Source organism: Streptomyces sp. NPDC046215, from assembly GCF_040646215.1.
Taxonomy (GTDB): Bacteria; Actinomycetota; Actinomycetes; order Streptomycetales; family Streptomycetaceae; genus Streptomyces; species Streptomyces stramineus.
Map to the genome: position 1 here is coordinate 87,458 of NZ_JBEYZW010000008.1, position 19,542 is coordinate 106,999.

Below are 19,542 nucleotides of genomic sequence, written 5' to 3' on the forward strand. Positions count from 1 at the left end.
CTGATCCGGGTCAGTGGCCGAGGCGGACGATCATCTTTCCGGTGTTGTCGCCCCGGAAGAGCCCGAGGAAGGCGTCGGTGCCGTTCTCGATGCCGTCGACGATCGTTTCGGTCCAGGTGAGTTCGCCGGAGAGGACCCGGGTGGAGACGTCCTCGACGAAGCGCGGCTGCAGTGCCTCGAAGTCGGTCACGAGCATGCCGCGCAGGCTGAGCCGCTTGCCGATGGCCTGTGCGAGGTTGCGCGGGCCCGGCGGGGCCTCGATGTCGTTGTACTGGGCGATGGCACCGCACATCGCGACGCGGCCGTGCTCGTTGAGCGAGGCGATCGCCGCTTCGAGGTGGTCGCCGCCGACGGTGTCGAAGTAGACGTCGATGCCGTCGGGGGCGGCCTTGGCGAGCTGTTCGGCGACGGGCGCGGTGCGGTAGTTGAAGGCGGCGTCGAAGCCGAATTCCTCGATGAGCGTCTTGACCTTGTCGTCGGTGCCGGCCGATCCGATGACCCGTGCGGCGCCACTGAGCCTGGCGAGCTGGCCGGCCTGGCTGCCGACGGCTCCCGCGGCGCCGGAGACGAAGACGACATCGCCCTTTTTGAAGGAGGCGACTTCGTAGAGCCCGGCGTAGGCGGACAGGCCGGTCATTCCGAGGACGCTGAGATACGCGGTGAGCGGTATCCCTTCCCGGCCCACCTTGGTGGCTTCGGCCGCGGAGATGTCCGCGTACTCCCGCCAGCCGGCGAAATGCAGGACGTGGTCGCCGGGTTCGAAGCCCGGAGCGTTCGCCGCGACGACCTCGCCGATGGCGTGGCCGCCGAGCGCCTCGTTCAGCTCGTAGGGCGGGAAATAGGCGTAGCCGGGGGTGACGCCCATCCGGCCGCGCATGTACGGGTCGACGGAGAAGTACAGGTTGCGGACCAGGACGCGGCCTTCGCCGGGTGCGCCGACGGCGGCCTCGCGCAGTGCGAAATCCTCCGGCTTCGGCTCGCCCTCGGGGCGGGCGACCAGATGCCATTCACGGCTGGTGGCGGGCAGTGCGCACATGACGCGGTTTCCTCTCTCTGACTTCATCGGTCTTTGCTGCGTACGTGTCCGGACGGCCGGGATCAGCGCTCGTCGGCCGGGTCGATGCCGTGGGGGAGGTTCAGCAGCCGGTCGAAGACGCGGTACTTCACGGGCAGGGCGTTCAGCGTCCGCATCCGGGCCCGGCGCAGCGCGGTCTGCCAGGGCGTGCTCATCGCCAGCGAGGACTCCTGGCGCCGCTGGAAGCCGGTCACGAAGTCCTTGTGCTTGCGGCGTTCGGCGAGGAACGCGGCGAACACGCCGGCCCGTACGACACCGTCGCGCTCGCCGCGGGCCAGGGCGGCGGCGATCAGCGGGGTCAGGCCGACGACGTCCTGGAAGGCGAGGTTGACGCCCTGCCCGAGGGTGGGTGTGCAGGTGTGGGAGGCGTCTCCGACGAGGACGAGCCCGTCGCGCGCCCACTGGTCCACCTGGGCGTTGAAGACCTCCAGGAAGCTGGTGTCGTCCCAGGACCGCAGGTGTCCTTCGAGCAGCGGGGCGAGGCGGGGGTCGATGGCGGCGACGCGCTCGCGGAAGCTGTCGAAGCCCGCCTTGCGCAGCGCGCCGAGGCCCTTCTTGGGGAGGTTGTGGCTGACCCGCAGGGCGTCCGGGTAGGTCGGCAGGACGGCGAGGTGCCGGTCGTGGTCGACGACGAGCTCCGATTCGAGGGCCCAGCCGTCGGGGCGGGGCAGCCTGAAGGAGAGCAGGTCCCGCTCGGCCTGGGCGATCTCCGGGTCCAGGCCGGCGGCTTTGCGCACCTTGGAGAAGCGCCCGTCGGCGCCCACGACGAGGCGTGCCGCTACCTCGACCGCGGTGCCGTCGCCCTGTTTGAGCACGGCGCCGCGGACCGCCCCGTCCTTCTCCAGCAGCCCGGTGAACCGGGTGCCCGCGGCGAAGGTGTGGTTCGGCAGCCCCGCCGCCCCTTCGTGGAAGGCGCGGATCAGAGGCGGCTGGGGGAATTCGATCGGCAGGGTGCCGACGGAGAAGCGGTTGTAGTCGACGTGGAAGATCCGGCGGCCTTCCAGCCACATGGTGACACCGGAGCTCTCCAGATAGCCGTGGCGTTCCAGCGCGGGACCGAATCCGAGCCGGCGCAGGGCGATCACCGATGGCGCGGCGAGGCTTTCCCCCCGGAAGTCCCGTTCGAAGTCCGGCTGCTTCTCCACGACGAGGACGTCGATGCCCCGGCGGGCGAGCAGGCAGCCCAGCAGTGCGCCGGCCGGGCCGCTGCCCACGATCAGCACATCGGTTTCGTTCGGTATTCCCACGTCAACTCCGGTGTTTTCGTCATGAGATGCAAAGCGGGGTTCAGCCGTACACGGTCCGGACGAGACGCATGAGGATGTCCATCGTGCGGGGGGTGCGCCGGAAGGACAGCGGCTGGAGGAGGGGCCGTATGCGCTGTCGGGTCACGGACTGGGTGCGGGAGAATTCCCGCAGCCCCTCCGGTCCGTGCACCCGGCCGAATCCGGAGGCGCCGGTGCCGCCGAAGGGCAGTCCGGGTACTCCGGCGAAGGCCAGTACCGAGTTGACCGACACCATTCCGGTGCGCAGCCGCCGGGCGATCGCGGGCCCTCGTGTGCGGGAGTAGACGGCGGCTCCGAGCCCGTAGGCGCAGGCGTTGGCCTTCTCAACCGCCTCGCCCATGGAGGCGACCCGGTTGATCACGATGACCGGGCCGAAGGTCTCCTGGGTGAGCGCGTCCGAGTCCTCGGGCACATCGGTGAGGACGACCGGATCGACATAGGGGGCGCGCACGGAGTGGGGGCCGCCGAGCAGGGCGCTCCCGCCCCGGGCGAGGGCGTCCTGGATGTGCGCGGCGACGATGCCGGGCTGTTCCGGGGTGGTCATCGGACCGATGTCCGACTCGCGCGCCGCGCCGGCCCGGAGGTCTTTCGCATGGGCGACGACGAGCTCGGTGAACCGCTCGGCGACGGCCTGGTGCACGTAGACCCGCTCCACGCCGACGCAGGTCTGCCCGGCGTTGGACAGGCCGCCCCACACCGTGGCGTCCGCCGCCGCCTCCAGGTCCGCGTCGTGGTCGACGATCACGGCGTCCTTGCCGCCGCATTCGAGCAGCACCGGGGTGAGGCTTTCGGCGCACGCCGCCATGACGCGCTTGCCGGTGGCGGTCGAGCCGGTGAAGGCGATCTTGTCGACTCCGGAGCGGCACAGGGCACCGCCGGTCTCCCCGAAGCCGAGGACGACGTCGAGGACCCGGTGCCCGGGCACGGCTTCGGCGAAGGTGTCGGCGAGCCACCGTCCGGTCGCGGGGGCGTACTCGCTGGGCTTGAACACCACGGCGTTGCCGGCGGCCAGGGCGTGGGCGATCGGGCCGATCGGGATGAACACCGGGTAGTTCCACGGCCCGATCACCCCGACCACCCCGAGCGGGTGGTGGTCGACGGTGGCGCTGTGGTTGAACATCAGCAGCCCGGGGCCCACCCGGCGGCGCCGCAGCACCTTCTCGGCGTGGGCCGCCGCCCAGCGCAGGTGGTCCACCATCAGGATCACTTCGAGCTGCGCGTCGGCCCGGGTCTTGCCCGTCTCGGCCGAGATCAGCTCGATCAGTTCGTCGGCGCGCCGCAGCAGCAGCCGCCGCCAGGTGTCCAGGTGCTTGCGGCGGGCGGCGAAGCCGATCCCCGACCAGCGGGCCGCGGCCGCGCGGGCGCCCTCGACGGCGGCGGTCACCTCGGCGGCGGTGTGGACCGGGTAGCGGCCCAGCTCGCGCCCGTCACGCGGGTCGCGGGAGATGATCTCCCGCGCGGTGTCCACTGTGGTCATGCCACCGCTCCCGTGCCGGACGGGGCCGAGGCCGCGGGCCGCGCGTCGCGCGGGTGCAGCTTCACCCAGACGTCGCTCATCGGGCGCAGGGAGATCGAGGTGTCCCCGTAGCGGATGAAGTTGCCGGGCAGCACGCTCAGCCGGAAGCGCTGGCTGATCATCGCGACGGCGATCCGCAGCTCCAGCAGCGCCATGTAGTTCCCGATGCACATCCGGGCGCCCGCGCCGAAGGGGAAGTAGGTCATCCGCGGGCGCTGCTTGACCAGGTGGGGGTCGAAGCGGTGCGGGTCGAACGCCTCCGGGTTGTCCCAGTAGCGCGGATTGCGGTGGGAGACGAGGGGCGAGAGCAGCACTGAGGACTTGGCCGGGATGCGGTAGCCGCCGAGTTCGTCGTCGCCCACGGCATCGCGGGGGTAGACCCAGATCGGCGGGTAGAGGCGCAGGGACTCGTCGACGACCTGCTTGGTGTACTGGAGTTCCTCCACGTCCTCGGGGCCGGGCACCCGGCCGCCCAGGACGCGGTCGATCTCCTCGTCCATCTCCTCCTGTGCGGCGGGGTTGTTGGCCACGGACAGCAGCGTCCACAGCAGCGCCACAGCGGTCGTCTCGTGGCCGGCGAGATAGATGGTCAGCATCTCGTCGCGGATCTCCTCGTCGCTCCACCGCTCCCCGGTGACCGGGTCGGTGGCGGCTTCGATCAGCTCCATCAGGCGGCCTTCGCCGGTGCGCGCGTGCCGTTCCCTGATCTCTTCGACCAGCCGGCCGAAGATCCGGCGGTCGCGGGCTATGGAGCGGTTGCGCTTCGTCGGCAGCCAGGACGGCAGCATCTCGGCGACCGAGCCGTGTTTGAACATCACCTCGACGACGTTGTCCACGACGTCCTTGAGCACGGGGGCCGCGGGCTTGATGTCAAAGCCGAACAGGGAGCGGCTCAGCGTGACCAGGGTCAGCTTCAGCGTCTCGGTGATCAGGTCGACGGGCTCGCCCCGGTGGGCGCGCTCCTCCCACTCGTCGAGCATCTCGTTGGTCGCGTCCACCACGTAGGGGCCGACGGCCGTCACGGCCTTGCGCAGGAAGGCGGGCTGGACGGCCCGGCGGTGCGACTTCCAGAAGTCGCCGTCCGTGGTGAGCAGCCCGTCGCCCATGACGGTCTTGAACTGCTCGTAGAGGCTGCCGCGGACGTAGTTGCCGCTGTTCTCCTTCAGTACGCGGCCGACCGCGTCCGGGTCCGAGACCAGGTAGACGGTCTGCGGGCCGAGCTTCATCCGGCTGATCTCGCCGTAGTCACGCTGGACCTGGAGCAGGAATTCGGCGGTGGACGTCTTCCACTGGGGAAGGCTGCCCAGGACCGGCACACCCCGCGGCCCGGGAACCTGCCGCAGGGCCGCGGTACGCGACGTGGTCGTCATGCTGTCGTCACCTCAAGGATCGACTGGTTACGGCGTCGGGAACTGCCGGCGGATGAACGCGCCGTCGAAGACGGAGTCGGGCACCAGCCGGCGCAAGGCGATCGTGCTCGCGGCGAGGAGGCCGACCGGGTAGCGCGCCCGCGGCCTGCGGGCGCGTACGGCCTTCTCGATGGCCGCCGCCACCTGGTCCGCTTCGATGGCGAAGGTGCCGGCCAGCGTCTTGCGGGTGCGGTTGTAGAGGGCGTCGTAGTACTCGGCCGTCCGTTCGTGGAAGCGCCGGTAGGGGGAGTCCTCGCGGGGCGCCGGCAGCCGGTCGATGAACGCCTGGCCCCACGCGGTGTGGACGGGCCCCGGCTCGACGACCACGACGCGGATGCCGAAGCCGGAGACCTCCAGGCGCAGCGCGTCGCTGAGCGCTTCGACGGCGTGCTTGCTCGCGTGGTAGTAGCCGCCGCCCGGTGCCGCGTAGCGCCCGAAGATCGACGAGACGTTGACGACCGTGCCGCCGCCGTGCTCCCGCATGCCCGGCAGGACCAGCTGGGTGAGCCGGACCAGGCCGAAGACGTTCGTCTCGAACTGGTCGCGGACGCGGTCCAGTCCGGTCTCCTCGAAGGTGCCGGACAGGCCGTAGCCCGCGTTGTTCACGAGGACGTCGATCCGGCCGTGCTCGGCGGTGACGCCCTCGACGGCCGCGCGCACGGAGTCCTCGTCGGTGACGTCCAGGGCGCGGGTGTCCGTCCCCAGCTCCCGCAGGGCTTCCAGCGTCCCGGGGTCGCGGGCCGTGGCGACGACCCGGAGCCCGGCCCGGTGCAGCCGGACGGCGGTGGCGCGGCCGATCCCCGACGAGCAGCCGGTGATCAGCGCGACGGGCTGTGGTGTGCTCACCCGAAGACCCCGAGTTGCTTGGCCAGCTCCATGCCGTCCATGGAGAACCAGCTCTCGGTGATCTTGCCGTCCTTGAAGTGGTCGATGACGATGCCCCAGATCTCGAAGCTCCGCCCGGAGGCCGGGATGCCGTGGTAGTCCTCGCCGGTGTGCGAGCCGCGCGCGGTGAACCGCTGGACGATCTTGCTGTCGCCCTCCTCGATCCATTCGTCGACGGTCACGTGGAGGTCGGGGAACGACGCGCGCTGGATCCTGACCCACTCGCGCAGGTGCTCCAGCCCCTCGAAGCCCTCGGCCACCGTGCCGTGGCTCACGTGCTCGGGGACGGCCTTCGCGTAGACGGCGTCGAGGTCGCCCTTGTTGAGGCACTCCTCGTAGTAGTGCTCCAGCAGACGGCGGTTGGCGCTGATCTCGGACATGGTCTTCTTCCTTCGTTCGTCGGTCAGTTGGCGTGGCAAGGCCGGTGGAGCACGGCCACGAGTGCGCCGGTGGCGGCGTCGGTGATCCGCCAGACCCCGAGGGCGGGGTCGACGGCGATGCGGGTGCGGGCCGGCACCGGGCCGCACACCGAGATCCGGTGCACGGTCAGCGGGTCCGGGGTGCAGGGCAGCCCGGGGATGCGCTCGGAGACGGCCCGCACGATGTTCTCGATCGCGGCGACGGGGACCGCGCACGGCGGCGGCTGCGGCACCGCCCACAGGTCGCCGGGGTGGCAGCTGCCCACCTCCGTGACAATCCGGTGGGCGCCCTCCTGGCGCCAGGCGGCGAGCGGTACGGCCAGGCCGCGCCACTCCAGGACCGGCGCCCCGGTGAACAGGGTGGCCTCGCCGGAGGGTCCGACGGCCGACTGCGGCGCTCCGGTGCCGGCCGGGCCGCCCGGGCTGCCGAAGACCAGCCGGACCCGGCCGCTCTGCTCGCAGCCGGCCCGGTGGAAGGTGACCTCGACGCACCACCGGCCGTCCACGTCCGCGCCGCGCACCTCGCGCCGCAGCCGTATCCGCCCGTCCGCACCCGCGCGCAGCAGCGCCCAGGGCACCGACAGGTCCTCCACCGCGAGCAGCACCTGCCGGGGCAGGTGCTCCGGCACGATCCACTCGGCTCCCCGTACGGCGTTCTCCAGGAGCAGCCCCACCGGCACGGCGGGCTCGCCGTGCACGGTGAAGTCGCCCACGGCCGGAGTGGTGTCCGGGTCGAACTCGACCATGGACACCAGCCGTTCATGCGCCCTGAAGTATGCGGGCGCACCGAGGTGGAAGATCTTCGGGTAGGTGTCGGAGAAGCCGGGCAGGCACTCGGCCACGGGGTAGCTGACCGCCTGCACCGGGTCCAGCGCCTGCCCCAGCGGGCCGACGAAACTGATCTCCCCGCGGGTGCCGGCGAGCAGTTCGGCGTGCCAGTGGGCCAGGCCGTCGGCCACCCCCATCGCGGCCATGTACCGCAGGCTGGCCTCGAAGTTGGCGATCAGGCCGAGCCGGGCCCAGGTGGGCCAGGCCAGTGTCATCACCGGGAAGGAAGCCTGCCGCCCGGCCCACAGGCCGAGCCGGGCCAGGCACTCGTTGGCCGCCGCGTAGTCGAACTGGCCGACCATGCCGCCGAGCCGCCCGGTGAGGGAGCCCACCGTGCAGAAGACCTTGAGTTCCCTTTCCCGTACGGCCCTGAAGAGGTGCAGGAACGCGTCGACCTTGGTGCCCACGACCGCCGCGATGTCGGCGTCGGACTTGCCCGGGAGCCGGACGGGCCGGTCGACGCCCGCGTTGTGGATGACGGCGGTCAGCCCGGGAAGCGCGGCGACGAGCGCCTCGACCTGCTCGCGGTCGGTGACGTCGCACGAGCGGTACTCGATGCGCAGGCCGTCGGCCCGGGCGCGCAGCAGGTTCCCGACGAGTTCCCAGGTGCTCTCCGCGCGGGCGATGTCCCGGCGGATCTCGGTGACCGGGCGCCCGTCGCGGTGCTGCGCCCACAGGGCACGGCGCCGCTCCCGGAGGGCCTCGGGGGTGAGGTCCTCCCAGGTCTCGGGCGCGGGGAGCGCGGCCCGGCCCGTGACCACGACGCGCATCCCGTGCTCGGCGGCGAGGCGGCGGGCCAGGGCCATGCCGATGCCGCGCCCGCCGCCGCTCATGAGCAGCGTGTCGGAGGCGTCGAAGGACAGCGTGGCGGGGCCGGGTCCGGCCGCCTCGGGGGTGAGCGTCCAGCGGTGGCCGTCCCGGTGCCCGATCTCGCTGAGCCCGCCCAGACCCAGCTCGTCGGCGACCAGCTCGGGCAGCCGCCCGGCGTCCGCCAGCGGGACGTCCAGGACGCGGGCGGCGCAGTTGGGCAGTTCGCGGTGGAGCGTTTTGGCCAGCCCGGCCCACAGGCCGCCCAGCGGCTGGGCCAGGTCGTCGTCCGGGTGGTAGCCCATGCCGCCGCCGAGGTAGGTGACGGCGAGGTAGGTGAGCCGGTCCGCGGCCGTCTCGGCGCTCCACTGCGCGTAGCAGTGCCGCAGGACCGCGAACGTGCGCAGCAGCGCGTCGTGCCACTGCCCCTGCTCGCCCGGGGCGAAGGGCTCGGCCAGGGTGAGGTCGACGATGGTGTCGGGGACCGGCCCGCGCGGTGTCCCGGCTCCGGTCCGGGCCGGGGCGTCGGCCACCTCGGCGCCCCGCGCGCGCAGCGCCGCGCGGACCCGGTCGGCCACGTCGCTGTCGTCGGCGACGACCACGACGGTCCGGCCGGCGAGCGGACGGGCCGGCCGCGCGGCGCCGGCGGGTGCCAGGCGCCACAGCATGCGGTGGACCGGCTCGGTCCCGTCGGCCTCCGTGGCCTCGCTCCCGGTGGCCGGGGCGGCTTCGGTCAGCAGTGTCATCGCGTGCGACCGCCCGCCCCGGCCGGGACCCCGGCGGACCCGGCGGCGGCACCGGGGTGCACCACGTCGGTCCGCGGGTCCAGCCGGCCGATCACCACGGCGTCCAGGCCCTTCATCTGGGCGACGATCCGCCCGCCGGGCGCGACCGCGACGAAACGGTTCTCGGTGCGCCCCTCCCCGCCGGAGGCGGCGAATCCGGGGTTGGTGACGTAGAGGTCCAGCTGTCCGTGCCGCTCGGTCAGCTCGATGTCGTTGGCCTGCTGGTAGAGGTCGATGCGCCGGATCGACAGCGGGGCCGCGACCGGGACCAGACCGTCGGCCGGGTCGAGCACCCCGGTCCTGGCGAGCGCGTCGAGCAGCACCGCCGGCATCAGGAACGACTCCCAGGGGCCCGGCTGCGCCGCCAGCCGCGCCCGGTAGGTGGAGCGGGCGCCCCGCGGGTGTCTGCGGGTGTCCGTGGTCGCCTCGAAGGGGCCCGTGAGCAGCACCGGCGCCGACGCGACGTGGTACGGGTCGACGACCGGGTGCTCCCCCGCCGCCTCCCATTCCGGCCACCGCGGTGCGTCGGGGAAGCGGGAGCTGATCAGGACGCGGGCCGTGAAGTGCTGCTGGTCGGCGCGGAGCAGCACCCCCGAGGGGGAGATCACGTCGTGCGCGATGTCCACGGCGACGGTCGTCAGGTCGCCGATCCGCTCGACGACCCGGGCGGTGATCCGCTTCGGGGACTGCCGCACGTCACGGCGCACCTGGAGGAAGTGCAGGAAGCGCAGGTCCTCGAAGGCGACGACGCAGCCGCCGGGCACCAGGGCGAGAGCGGCCTCGGCCGCCATCTCGGTGACGAAGGTGCCGGGCAGGGTGGCGATGCCGCGGACGCGGTGGTGCTCCAGGTAGGCGTCCGTGTCGAGATCGAACCGGCACTCGAAGCGAACGGTGTCCTGGCCGTCCTGCGGCGCCGTGTCGACGGCACGCCGCAGGTAGAACCGGCCCCGGTCGGCCGGGGCGGCCCGGTCCGTCCGGGTCAGGTAGCCGGGGTAGAACTTCTCGACGGTGGCCCGCTCGGCCTCGCCGAGGTGGACCGTCGACGCCACCCGCCGGGGAGCGCCCAGCTCCGCCAGGAAGTGGCCGATGCCCTCGGCGACCGGCATGTGGCTGTAGGAGCCCGCCCGCTTGAAGTAGTCGCGGGTCAGCTCGTCGGCGCCCATGCCGACCTCGTCCCACAGCGTCCAGCCGATGACGAACTCGTCCGTCCCGGTGGTCGCCGCGGCGTGTGCGGCGGCGGTGGCCAGGTAGTCGTTGCCCGACGCGTAGTCGGCCTCGCCGCGCTGTCCGAAGTACCCCAGCAGCGAACCGAAGTCGCACCACATGCGCGGTGGGCGACCGGCCAGGGCGCGGTGCAGGTTGCGGTGTGCGGCGATCTTGAGGTCGCGGATCCCGCGGAACTCCGCGAAGTCCTTGTCGCGGATGAGCGCGGACCGGTTGACGCCCGGCGCGTTGATCACCAGGTCGATCCGGCCGTGCTCCGCGGCGACCGTGTCGATGGCGGCCCGTACCGACTGCTCGTCGCGGGCGTCGCACGGCAAGTACGTCACCCGTCCCCCGCCGGTGTGGGCGGCCATCCGCGCCAGGTTCCGGCGGGCCGCTCGCGCGTCCACCATCCGGTCGAAACGCCTGCTGATCGCGGCGACCGTTCCGCCGCCTTGCCGCAGCTGACCGGAGATGTACGCGGCGCGGGTCGCCGCGAACTCCTCTTCGCTCCCCTCGAAGACCTCGGCCGGATAGTCGTCGATGGGGTTGCTGCCCAGGACGTAGAGGCGGCTCCGGTAGCGCTCGGCGACGGCGGTCAGCAGCTCGGCGGTGATGCCGCGCGCGCCGCCGAGAGCGACGATCACCGAGTCGCGGTCCAGCGGCCGGTGGCCGCCCGTCTCGGCCCGCTGCGGGGTGAGCGCGGGGACGAGGCGCCGCTCGCCGTCGTGGTGCACGACGGGGAAGACGCGCGCGCAGGCCCGCTCCCGGCCGACCAGCGCCGCGGCCTCGGCCGCGTCACCGGTGGGGGTGAGCAGCGCGAAGCAGTCGGCGTCGGCCAGTTCCAGGTCCACGCACTTGACCAGGCCGGTGAAGAGCCCGGCGAACGGGTGCGGCACGCCGTCCGCCGCCGCGCCCAGCAGCGCGAAGACCACGGACGCGGCCGGGTCGTCGAGCTCCTCGAAACGCTGCTGGAGCACGAGGAAGGCCAGGTCGTGCAGGGCGGTCACCGGGGCCGCGTCCGAGGTGAGGGCTGTGGCGGCCGGCGTGCTCCGCGACAGGTCGCTCACCACGACGACGTGCCGCAGCGGGCCCGGCAGGGCCGCAAGGGCCGCCCGCACGTCCTGCGGGGTGCTCGCCACGTCCTCGGTGCTCAGTACGGTCGCCCGGGCCGCCGGACCGGCGAAGCGCTCGGCCAGCTCCCGGCGGTCGGTGAGGATCAGTGCCCCGTCCGGGACGGCGGTGCCCTCCGGGCCGGTGGGCACGCCCGCGTCGGGCCGCAGCGAGGTGACGTACCGCCGCACGAGCGTGTCGGGCCCGGCGTCCTCGGCGGGGGTGCCGGGCACGGACACCAGCAGCCGGGTGGCCGCGTCGGTCCCGTTCTCGTGGCACCGGATCTCCGTGGTGCCGGCGGACCGCTGGAGCGCGCGCAGGATCTCCGCGCCGCCGGATGCGCCGAGGTAGCGCCCGAAATCTCCGTCGGAGCCGCAGTCGAGCACGGTGTCGGCGCCGCCGGCCGCGCGCTGCCGCCCGGCCGTCGGTTCGTCGACGTACGCGAGCACCTTCAGCCCCGCCCGGCGGGCCCGGCTCTCGGTGGTCAGGCCGAACAGGAAGGCGCCTTCGGCCAGCTCGGCGGGCGGGGTGTCGAAGACCTCGGTCAGCAGGTCCTGGTACTCGGCCAGGCTGTTGCCGTTGATGCCGCCGGCCAGGACGAAGTCCAGTTCGCCGCTGCGCAGGTAGCGCGTCGCGGTGGCGAACGCCGACAGCGTCGAGGCGAGACCCGTGTCGACCGTGATGTTCGGGCCGTGCAGGTCGAAGTAGTTGGCGACCCGCGCCGAGATGACGTTGGGCATCATGCCCGGGAAGGAGTCCTCGTTCGACGGCGGCACCAGCGAGCGCACCCGCTCGCGCAGACCGTCCAGCACGCCCGTCAGGTGGGGCGAGGCGCCCAGAGCGGCGTCCTCGCGCAGACAGCGTTCGATGTCGTCGAGGTAGCAGCGGACCGCGTACAGCATCGCGGCCCGGGTCGGCCCCATGTGGCCGATGACCACGCCCGTGCGCGCGGCGTGCTCCTGCCAGAAGTCGGGGAGCTGATCGCGCAGGGAGTGGGCGCACTGGAGGATCATCAACTGGCAGCGGTCGATGGTCCGTACGGTCGCCGGGGGCATCCTGACCTGCTGGAAGGGCGGGGCCGGGTACTTCTCGCCGAACGTCGGCGCCACGTCGTGGGCGCCGGACAGCCACGCCTGCACGTCCTGCGGGCTGTCCGCCCCGGGCAGTTTCGCGGACCAGCCGACGACGGCGATGCGGTCCGTGTCCGGGAGCGGCCGCTGCCGCTCGGAGGCCGGGAGACCGGCCGCGGCCGCGGCATTCCGGGGCTCCGGAGACTTCGGGGACCCGTCGGTCGGGCTTGCGTCGGTCAGGATGAGGTGCGCGTTGGTGCCGCCGAAGCCGAAGCCGGATATCGCGGCCGTGCGGCTCCGGTCCGGCGAGGCGGGCCAGGGGCGCGAGGCGCTGGAGATCTCCAGCGCCGTCGTGCTCATCTCGAAGCTGTCGGGCGCACTGCGGAAACGGTACTGCCCGGGGATCGTCTCCTCCTGGAGGGCCAGGACCGACTCGATCAGCGAGACGACCCCGGCCGCCCAACCGGTGTGACCGATCAGCGACTTGTTGGAGGTGACGGCGGCGGAGCGCCCGACACCGTAGTACTGGCGGAGCGTGGTGAACTCGGCCAGATCACCGGCCGGGGTGCCGGTGGCGTGCGCGTTGACCCAGTCGATGTCGTCCCCGCCGATGCCGCCCGCCTCCAGCGCGCGGCGCACCGCCACGCTCTGTCCGGCCGAACTCGGCGCGTACACCGCCTTGCCCTTGCCGTCGGACGACGAACCGAACGCCTTGAGCACGCCCAGCACGCGGTCGCCGTCCGCCCTGGCCCGGCTCATCCGCTTCAGGACGACGACGCCGGCGCCGTCCGCGAAGATCACCCCGTCGGCCTCGGTGTCCAGCGCGTGGACGGCCCCCCGCTCGGACAGGCCCTTGAGCTTGGAGAACAGCACGGTGCCGCGCGGCGCGAGCGCGAACGCCCCACCGCACACCGCGATGTCCTGCTTGCCCATGAGAAGGCCCTTGATGCCGATGTCGACGGCGTACAAGGAGGAGGAGCAGGCGGTGTCCACCATCTGCAACTGGGTGTCCTCGGGCAGCACGCCCGACATGGCCTCGCGCCCGACCTGGTGCGGCAGGAAGCGCGGCGCGCCGCCGGCGCCCCGGTGGTAGCGGCCGGACAGGGCCCGGTCGACGCCGGCGAGCAGCCGCTCGCGGTCCGCGGCCCCGATGTCCAGCCCGGCGGTGATCTCCGAGGTGAGGTGCCTGGTCGAGGCGAGGACGCCGGCCTCCTCCAGGTGCTGGCTCCCGTCGGCGGTGTAGCCGACGTGGAAGGAGTACCGGTCGCCCTGCTTGCGGTGGACGCCGTCCAGCGCCTGCACGAGGGAGTGACGCAGCCACAGGGTGGTCAGCTCGGACTCGTCCGGCGCGCCGGACAGGCCCTGGAGGGCGGCCGCTTCGGGGTGGAAGTCGGTGATGAAGACGCAGGTGTCCTGGTACGACTTGTCCTCGTCGGTGCGGTCGGACGAGGAGAAGTTCGCCCGCTCCCAGCGGTCCTCGGGGACCTCGATGAACAGCTCGCGCCCGGTCGTCCGCAGCTGCCAGAACTCCTCGGGGCTGCTGGCACCGCTGACGGCGAGGCCCATGCCGACGACGGCGATCTCGTCGTCCCAGTCCTCTTCGGCCGGCTCACCGGCGACGGGCTGCACAGCGGTCGGGTTCTCGACCACCGGGCCCGCGTCGGCCGCCTTCTCAAACACCGGGCCCGCGGTGACCGAGTCCTCGAACACCGGGTCCCCGACGGATGCACTTCCCTCCGCCGGCTTCACGGCAGCCGGGCTTCCGGCCGCCGCCTCCCCGGCAGGGGCCGGTGCCGCGTCCGCCCGGTCCGCGGCCGAGGGCGGCGCGGGGGACAGCAAGCGTGCCCCCAGGCTCAGCCCGCCGTCCGCGAGCAGCACCTGGCCGGTGATCCAGCTCGCCCGCTCCGACGCGAGGAACGCCACGACCTCGGCGAACTCCTCCGGCCGGCCCAGCCTGCCCAGCGGGGTGCCCGCGATGACGGCGGCCTGCATGGCGGCGGCGTCCGGGAACGCGTCGGCCACCTCGCTGGTCAGCATCCCGGCGGACGCCGTGTTCACCCGGATGTTGTCCTTGGCGAACTCGACGGCCAGGTAGCGGGTCGCGGCCTCGGCCGCGGCCTTCGCCGGGGCACAGGCGAGGTAGTTGGCCATCACCATCGACGAGCCGCCGAGCGCGGAGACGGTGACGATGGAACCCCCGCCGCCGCGCGCCATCAGGGGAGCCGCCGCGCGCGCACACCGCAGGCCGCCCTTGAAGTTCGTGTCGAGCGCCTTGTCGAGGTGGTCGTCGGTGACCTCGTCCACCGGTACGAGCGCGCCGTCGGCCGCGTTGTTGACGAGGATGTCGAGCCTGCCGAAGCGGCGGTCGATCTCCGCGAACATCTTCGAGACCTGCTCGGGGCGGGCCACGGAGAACCGGAGCAGGTCCACCTCGGCGCCGCGGGCCCGCAGTTCCTCCTGGGTGCGCTTGGCCTGCTCGTGCGAATGGAAGTAGTTGACCAGAACGTGGGCGCCCCGGTCGGCCAGCGTCGTGGCGATCGCCTTGCCGACGTTCTTGGCGCCACCGGTGACCAGTGCGATCTTGCCCGCCAGATCCCCCGCCCGGCTCATGCGGCTGCTGTTTCGAGCCGGTGGCGTCCGAGCTCGCCCTCGATCAGGCCGACGATCCGGTCCAGCGTGTCGTAGTCGGCCAGCCGGAAGTTCGAGCCGCGCGCCGGCAGTCCGTAGTGCTGCGAGGCGCGGGCGAGCAGTTCGACCTGCTTGACCGAGTCCACGCCCAGCTCGGCCTCCAGCAGGGCGTCGGGCGTGAAGACCTCCTCCGGGTACTCCAGCGCCTCGGCGTACAGCGTCCGCAGCGTGGCGAGGAGATCGTCCCGGGCCGGCGCGGGGGCCGGGGCCGGTGCCGGTGCCGGTGCCGGTGCGGCGGCCTTCGCGGCGGCCGCTTCGGGGGCGGGCACGGCGGCGGGTGTCCGCCGCGCGCTCCGCAGCGACACCACCTTGCGGTTCACCAGGTCCACGACCTCGTGCCGGGCGCTCGCCCAGACCTCCGCGAACTCCTCGTCCGACAGCTCCGGCGCCAGGTGCGACCGGATGGCCTCGACGCCGTCCAGGGAGTCGGCGAGCCCCGCGCGGCGCAGGGCCGCCAGCGTCGCGGGCAGCGACGGTTCGCCGTCACGCCCGGTGGCCAGCGTGGCCACCGCGGTGACCTCGGCCCCGGAGGGGAGGATCTTCGGTACCAGCGACGTCAGCCCGGCGCGGCCGCCCGCCTCGACGAAGACCCGCTCGCCGCGCTCGTACAGCGCTTCGACGGCCGCGGCGAAGCGCACCGGCAGGGTGAAGTGGCCGGCGAGGTGGTCGTCCAGCCGCTCGTCGTCCTGGTAGAAGCGCTGGAGGATCGGCGAGTACACCGGCACGGTCAGGGGCCGCCTCGGGACGCTCCGCACGAACTCGGCGAACCGCGGGGCCACGCTGGCCAGTGCGGGGTTGTGGAAGGCGAAGGGGGTGTCCAGCTCGACGACGCCCATCTTCAGCTGCCCCGCGACGGCGCGCACCTGGGCGATGGCCTCGCGGGGACCGCTCAGCACCGTCTGCCGGTCGTGGTTCTCGGTGGCGACGGCGAGCAGCGGGTGCTCCACCAGTCCCACCAGGTGCGCGGCCCGCTTCGGCGACGTCGACAGGGCCGCCATCGAGCTGCCCGCGAAGTTCGCCTCGCCGACGAGCGCCGTACGGCGCACCACGATGCGGGCGCCGTCTTCCACGGAGTACGCGCCGGCGGCGACCAGGGCGGTGATTTCACCGAGGCTGTGGCCGACGAGCGCGGAGGGGCGCACGCCGCTGTCGGTCAGGATGCGGTGAGCGGCCAGGGAAGCGCCGTAGATCGCCAGCTGGGACACCCAGGGCGCGTCTTTGAGGAGCTCCGCCAGCTCGACCGGCTCCCCGCCCAGCAGGACGTCCGACACCCGCCGCGAGAACAGCTCGACCGAGACCGTGTCGATGCTCTCGAAGACGGCCCTGACCTGCGGGTTCGTCTGGTCGGCACGGCTGAGCGCAGCACCGTCGAAACCGCCTTGCCCAGGGAAGAGCACTACGGGTCCCATGGCCTTCTCCGTTTTGGTCATCGTTGGTTTTCCTCCGTGCAAGGTGTACGTACCGTCGTGCCGCTCCGCTGGGTTCACGGTTTCGGGCTGCGCAGCAGCAGCCGGCCCATCGGCCCGAGGCCGGCCGCGGTCAGCCGGTCCGCCAGTGCGGCAGCGGCGGCGGGCTGTCCGGGGAGTCCGTGCAGCAGCAGACGCAGCAGCCGGATCTTCACCGGCAGGCCGCCGGACTCGTTCAGGTAGTCGAAGAGGTCGCGGAAGTTGGTCCGGGAGTAGAACTCGGCCGGCGGCACGACGGTGGCGAAAAGCCCGATCATGCCGCGCGCGTGGCGCGGGCTGCGGCTCATCGCCTCGATCAGCGCCTGCTCTTCGGGCGAGTGGTCGGCGATTTCGGCGTAGTCGCGGGTGTAGTCGTAGTGGTCCACCAGCAGCACGTCACGGCGGTGCCGGTAGGAGGACAGGGCCTGGGCCATCGGACGGCGTCCGGAGAGCCCGTCGCCGACCGCTTCGGCCAGCAGCTCCGCGCCGAGCAGGGCGTGGGTGATGCCCGAGGCCGTGATGGGGTCGCGGGTCGCGGACGCGTCGCCCACCAGGGCCCACCCCGGGCCGCGCGGAACGCGGAGGAAATTGGGTACGGCGCCGGTGAGCCACCGGTCCGCGCGGCGGGTGTCGCGGAGCTTTCCGGCAAATTCCGGGTCGACCCCCGCGAAAGCGTCGATGACCTTCTTGTCGATCTCGTCGCCGGTGCTCGCGGCCGGAAATTCCGCCGTCGGCCAGGCCACCCCCACAATGGTCAGACCATCGTGCGTGGGCCAGGTGAACGGATGGGTCCTATTACTCCGGTACGTGCGTACCAGGGATTCCGGCGGGAGCCCCTCCCAGTAAGTCCAGTAACTCTTGCTGAGGACCGGATCGGCGCGGTACTTGGCGGCGCCGACGAGCTCGGCGATTTTCGAGTTCTTCCCGTCGGCTCCTATTACTATCGCGGCCTTCTCGGAAAAGGAACCCGTTTCTTTGGAGGTGCCGGTGACTCCGATGACGGTTCCGTCGTCATCGCGCAGCAGCCCCTGCACGGACGCTCCCTCGCGCAGCTCGGCGCCGGCCTCGACCGCGCACCGCACCATCGCGTGGTCGAGCGCCGCCCGGGGCGGCGACAGGGCGTAGTCCACCCGCAGATCGCCGTCCGACACGGCCTCAAGAGGTGCCTCCAGGCGGACCGGGCCGCTCTGGAGACTGTATCGCCGCACTTCCGGCACGGTGTGTCCGGTGAGCTCGGCCAGCACTCCCCACTGCCGCAGCCTGAGAACGCCCGGCGGGTGGATGAGGTTCGTGGACGAGGCCGTCGGGCTGGGGAAGCGGGCCCGGTCGAGCAGGAGCACCCGGTACCCGCGCCGGGCCAGAAGCATCGCCACCGCCGACCCGGAAATGCGTGCACCCGTGACAATCGCGTCGTACATAAGCTCCCCCTCCCGGCCTCGGACACATGACTCGCTCTGCGTCCCGCGGCTTCCAGGAGAGCTACGCAGTGCGTCCCGGCTTGCGTCAAGGAATTAAGGAGATTACGTCAGGTCGCCGCCCGGACCTGACGTAGTCTCGGAGCCGGTCTTGAGGAAGTTTCACCGCCGGGAGAAGCTGAAGCTTATGAGCGAGCACTTCGACGTCGTAGTTCTGGGCGCGGGTCCCGGCGGTTACACCGCAGCGGTGCGATCCGCCCAGCTGGGGCTGAAGACCGCCGTCGTGGAAGAGAAGTACTGGGGCGGGGTCTGCCTCAATGTGGGGTGCATTCCGTCCAAGGCGCTGCTGCGCAATGCGGAATTGGCGCACATTGTCACGCAGCAGGCCGACACCTACGGGATCGAGACCTCCGGGCCGGTCCGGTTCGACTTCGCGGCGGCTTTCCGGCGCAGCCGCAAGGTCGCGGACGGCCGTGTCGCCGGAGTGCACTACCTGATGCGCAAGAACGGCATCACCGAGTACGACGGCCGGGGCACCTTCACCGACGACCGCACGCTCCACGTCACGCTCGCCTCCGGAGCGGTCGAGACCCTCACCTTCGACCATTGCGTCATCGCGACGGGCGCCACCACCCGCCTGCTGCCCGGCACGTCACTGAGCCCGCGCGTGGTCACCTACGAGGAGCAGATCCTCACCGAGGAGCTCCCCGAGAGCATCGTGATCGCCGGTGCCGGCGCCATCGGGGTCGAGTTCGCCTATGTGCTGCACAACTACGGCGTGCGGGTGACCCTCGTCGAGTTCGCCGACCGTCTCGTCCCCACCGAGGACGCCGACGTCTCCCGGGAACTGCTGCGGCACTACCGCAAGCTGGGCATCGAGATCCTCACGTCCACCCGGGTCGAGTCCATCGACGACTCCGACCCTTCGGCTCCGGTCCGGGTCACCGTCACCCGGAACGGCACGCGGCAGGTCCTCGAAGCCGCGAAGGTCCTCCAGGCGGTCGGGTTCGCGCCCCGGGTGACCGGCTACGGCCTGGAAGCGACCGGCGTGCGCCTCACCGAGCGCGGCGCCGTCGCCGTCGACGGACGCGGCCGCACCAGCGTCCCCCACCTCTTCGCCATCGGTGACGTCACCGGGCAGCTGATGCTGGCCCACGCCGCCGAGAGCATGGGGATGATCGCGGCCGAGACGATCGGCTCGGCGGAGACCATGGAGATCGACTTCCGGATGGTCCCGCGCGCCACCTACTGCCAGCCGCAGATCGCGAGCTTCGGCTACACCGAGGCGCAGGCGCGCGAAGCGGGCTTCGACGTCCAGGTTGTGAAGTTCCCGTTCAGCGCGAACGGCAAGGCCCACGGCCTCGGTGACTCCGCCGGCTTCGTCAAGGTGATCAGTGACGGCGCGCACGGCGAGCTCCTCGGCGCCCACCTGATCGGCCCCGAGGTCACCGAGCTCCTCCCCGAGTTGACGCTCGCCCAGCAGTGGGACCTCACGGTCCACGAGGTCGCGCGGAACATCCACGCCCACCCGACGCTCGGCGAGGCCGTCAAGGAAGCCGTGCACGGCCTCGCGGGACACATGATCAACATGTAATGAC

General features: G+C 72.2%; 11 protein-coding genes. 1 reads left to right on the top strand and 10 read right to left on the bottom strand.

The features are described from left to right. Positions 1-10 precede the first annotated feature (10 nt). The 10 genes from ABZ951_RS05860 to ABZ951_RS05905 form a co-directional block, all read right to left on the bottom strand. On the bottom strand, positions 11-1,036 hold the full coding sequence (locus tag ABZ951_RS05860) for an NADP-dependent oxidoreductase (protein ID WP_344085134.1): 1,026 nt from the start codon (positions 1,034-1,036) through the stop codon (positions 11-13). Between the two features lie 62 nt (positions 1,037-1,098). Next, positions 1,099-2,322 (bottom strand): FAD-dependent monooxygenase, encoded by a 1,224-nt coding sequence (locus ABZ951_RS05865; RefSeq protein ID WP_344085131.1) that lies wholly within the window; start codon positions 2,320-2,322, stop codon positions 1,099-1,101. Between the two features lie 40 nt (positions 2,323-2,362). Beyond that, positions 2,363-3,838 (bottom strand): aldehyde dehydrogenase family protein, encoded by a 1,476-nt coding sequence (locus tag ABZ951_RS05870; protein ID WP_344085128.1) that lies wholly within the window; start codon positions 3,836-3,838, stop codon positions 2,363-2,365. Beyond that, positions 3,835-5,247: a cytochrome P450 gene (locus ABZ951_RS05875; protein WP_344085125.1), complete on the bottom strand. Its 1,413-nt coding sequence runs from the start codon at positions 5,245-5,247 to the stop codon at positions 3,835-3,837. Before ABZ951_RS05875 ends, ABZ951_RS05870 begins: the two co-directional genes overlap by 4 nt. A gap of 27 nt (positions 5,248-5,274) precedes the next feature. After that, on the bottom strand, positions 5,275-6,132 hold the full coding sequence (locus ABZ951_RS05880; protein WP_344085122.1) for an SDR family NAD(P)-dependent oxidoreductase: 858 nt from the start codon (positions 6,130-6,132) through the stop codon (positions 5,275-5,277). Next, a complete protein-coding gene (locus tag ABZ951_RS05885; protein WP_344085119.1) occupies positions 6,129-6,551 on the bottom strand; it encodes an ester cyclase in 423 nt (140 codons plus the stop codon). The genes ABZ951_RS05880 and ABZ951_RS05885 overlap by 4 nt, the downstream gene beginning before the upstream one ends. Before the next feature lie 23 nt (positions 6,552-6,574). Continuing rightward, positions 6,575-8,971: a KR domain-containing protein gene (locus ABZ951_RS05890; protein WP_361279128.1), complete on the bottom strand. Its 2,397-nt coding sequence runs from the start codon at positions 8,969-8,971 to the stop codon at positions 6,575-6,577. Then, the gene (locus ABZ951_RS05895; RefSeq protein WP_344085113.1) at positions 8,968-15,006 is read right to left on the bottom strand and encodes an SDR family oxidoreductase; all 6,039 of its coding nucleotides are present in this window, start codon (positions 15,004-15,006) and stop codon (positions 8,968-8,970) included. The genes ABZ951_RS05890 and ABZ951_RS05895 overlap by 4 nt, the downstream gene beginning before the upstream one ends. After that, positions 15,003-16,514 carry an acyltransferase domain-containing protein gene (locus ABZ951_RS05900; protein ID WP_344085110.1) on the bottom strand — a complete coding sequence of 504 codons (1,512 nt, stop codon included), beginning with the start codon at positions 16,512-16,514 and terminating at the stop codon, positions 15,003-15,005. Before ABZ951_RS05900 ends, ABZ951_RS05895 begins: the two co-directional genes overlap by 4 nt. 53 nt (positions 16,515-16,567) lie before the next feature. Beyond that, positions 16,568-17,947 carry an NAD(P)/FAD-dependent oxidoreductase gene (locus tag ABZ951_RS05905; protein WP_344085107.1) on the bottom strand — a complete coding sequence of 460 codons (1,380 nt, stop codon included), beginning with the start codon at positions 17,945-17,947 and terminating at the stop codon, positions 16,568-16,570. 184 nt (positions 17,948-18,131) lie between these two features. On the opposite strand from ABZ951_RS05905, the gene lpdA reads away from it, so the two are divergent. Continuing rightward, positions 18,132-19,538, top strand: a complete 1,407-nt coding sequence (gene lpdA / locus ABZ951_RS05910) for a dihydrolipoyl dehydrogenase (RefSeq protein ID WP_344085103.1) — start codon at positions 18,132-18,134, stop codon at positions 19,536-19,538. Positions 19,539-19,542: the final 4 nt, after the last annotated feature.

What these genes read in the sequence shown, in the direction of transcription:
- ABZ951_RS05895 (WP_344085113.1), bottom strand. Translation starts at nt 15,006, where the DNA reads ATGAGCCGGGCGGGGGATCTGGCGGGCAAGATCGCACTGGTCACCGGT.
- ABZ951_RS05900 (WP_344085110.1), bottom strand. Translation starts at nt 16,514, where the DNA reads ATGACCAAAACGGAGAAGGCCATGGGACCCGTAGTGCTCTTCCCTGGG.
- ABZ951_RS05905 (WP_344085107.1), bottom strand. Translation starts at nt 17,947, where the DNA reads ATGTACGACGCGATTGTCACGGGTGCACGCATTTCCGGGTCGGCGGTG.
- ABZ951_RS05860 (WP_344085134.1), bottom strand. Translation starts at nt 1,036, where the DNA reads ATGTGCGCACTGCCCGCCACCAGCCGTGAATGGCATCTGGTCGCCCGC.
- ABZ951_RS05890 (WP_361279128.1), bottom strand. Translation starts at nt 8,971, where the DNA reads ATGACACTGCTGACCGAAGCCGCCCCGGCCACCGGGAGCGAGGCCACG.
- ABZ951_RS05870 (WP_344085128.1), bottom strand. Translation starts at nt 3,838, where the DNA reads ATGACCACAGTGGACACCGCGCGGGAGATCATCTCCCGCGACCCGCGT.
- ABZ951_RS05875 (WP_344085125.1), bottom strand. Translation starts at nt 5,247, where the DNA reads ATGACGACCACGTCGCGTACCGCGGCCCTGCGGCAGGTTCCCGGGCCG.
- lpdA (WP_344085103.1), top strand. Translation starts at nt 18,132, where the DNA reads ATGAGCGAGCACTTCGACGTCGTAGTTCTGGGCGCGGGTCCCGGCGGT.
- ABZ951_RS05885 (WP_344085119.1), bottom strand. Translation starts at nt 6,551, where the DNA reads ATGTCCGAGATCAGCGCCAACCGCCGTCTGCTGGAGCACTACTACGAG.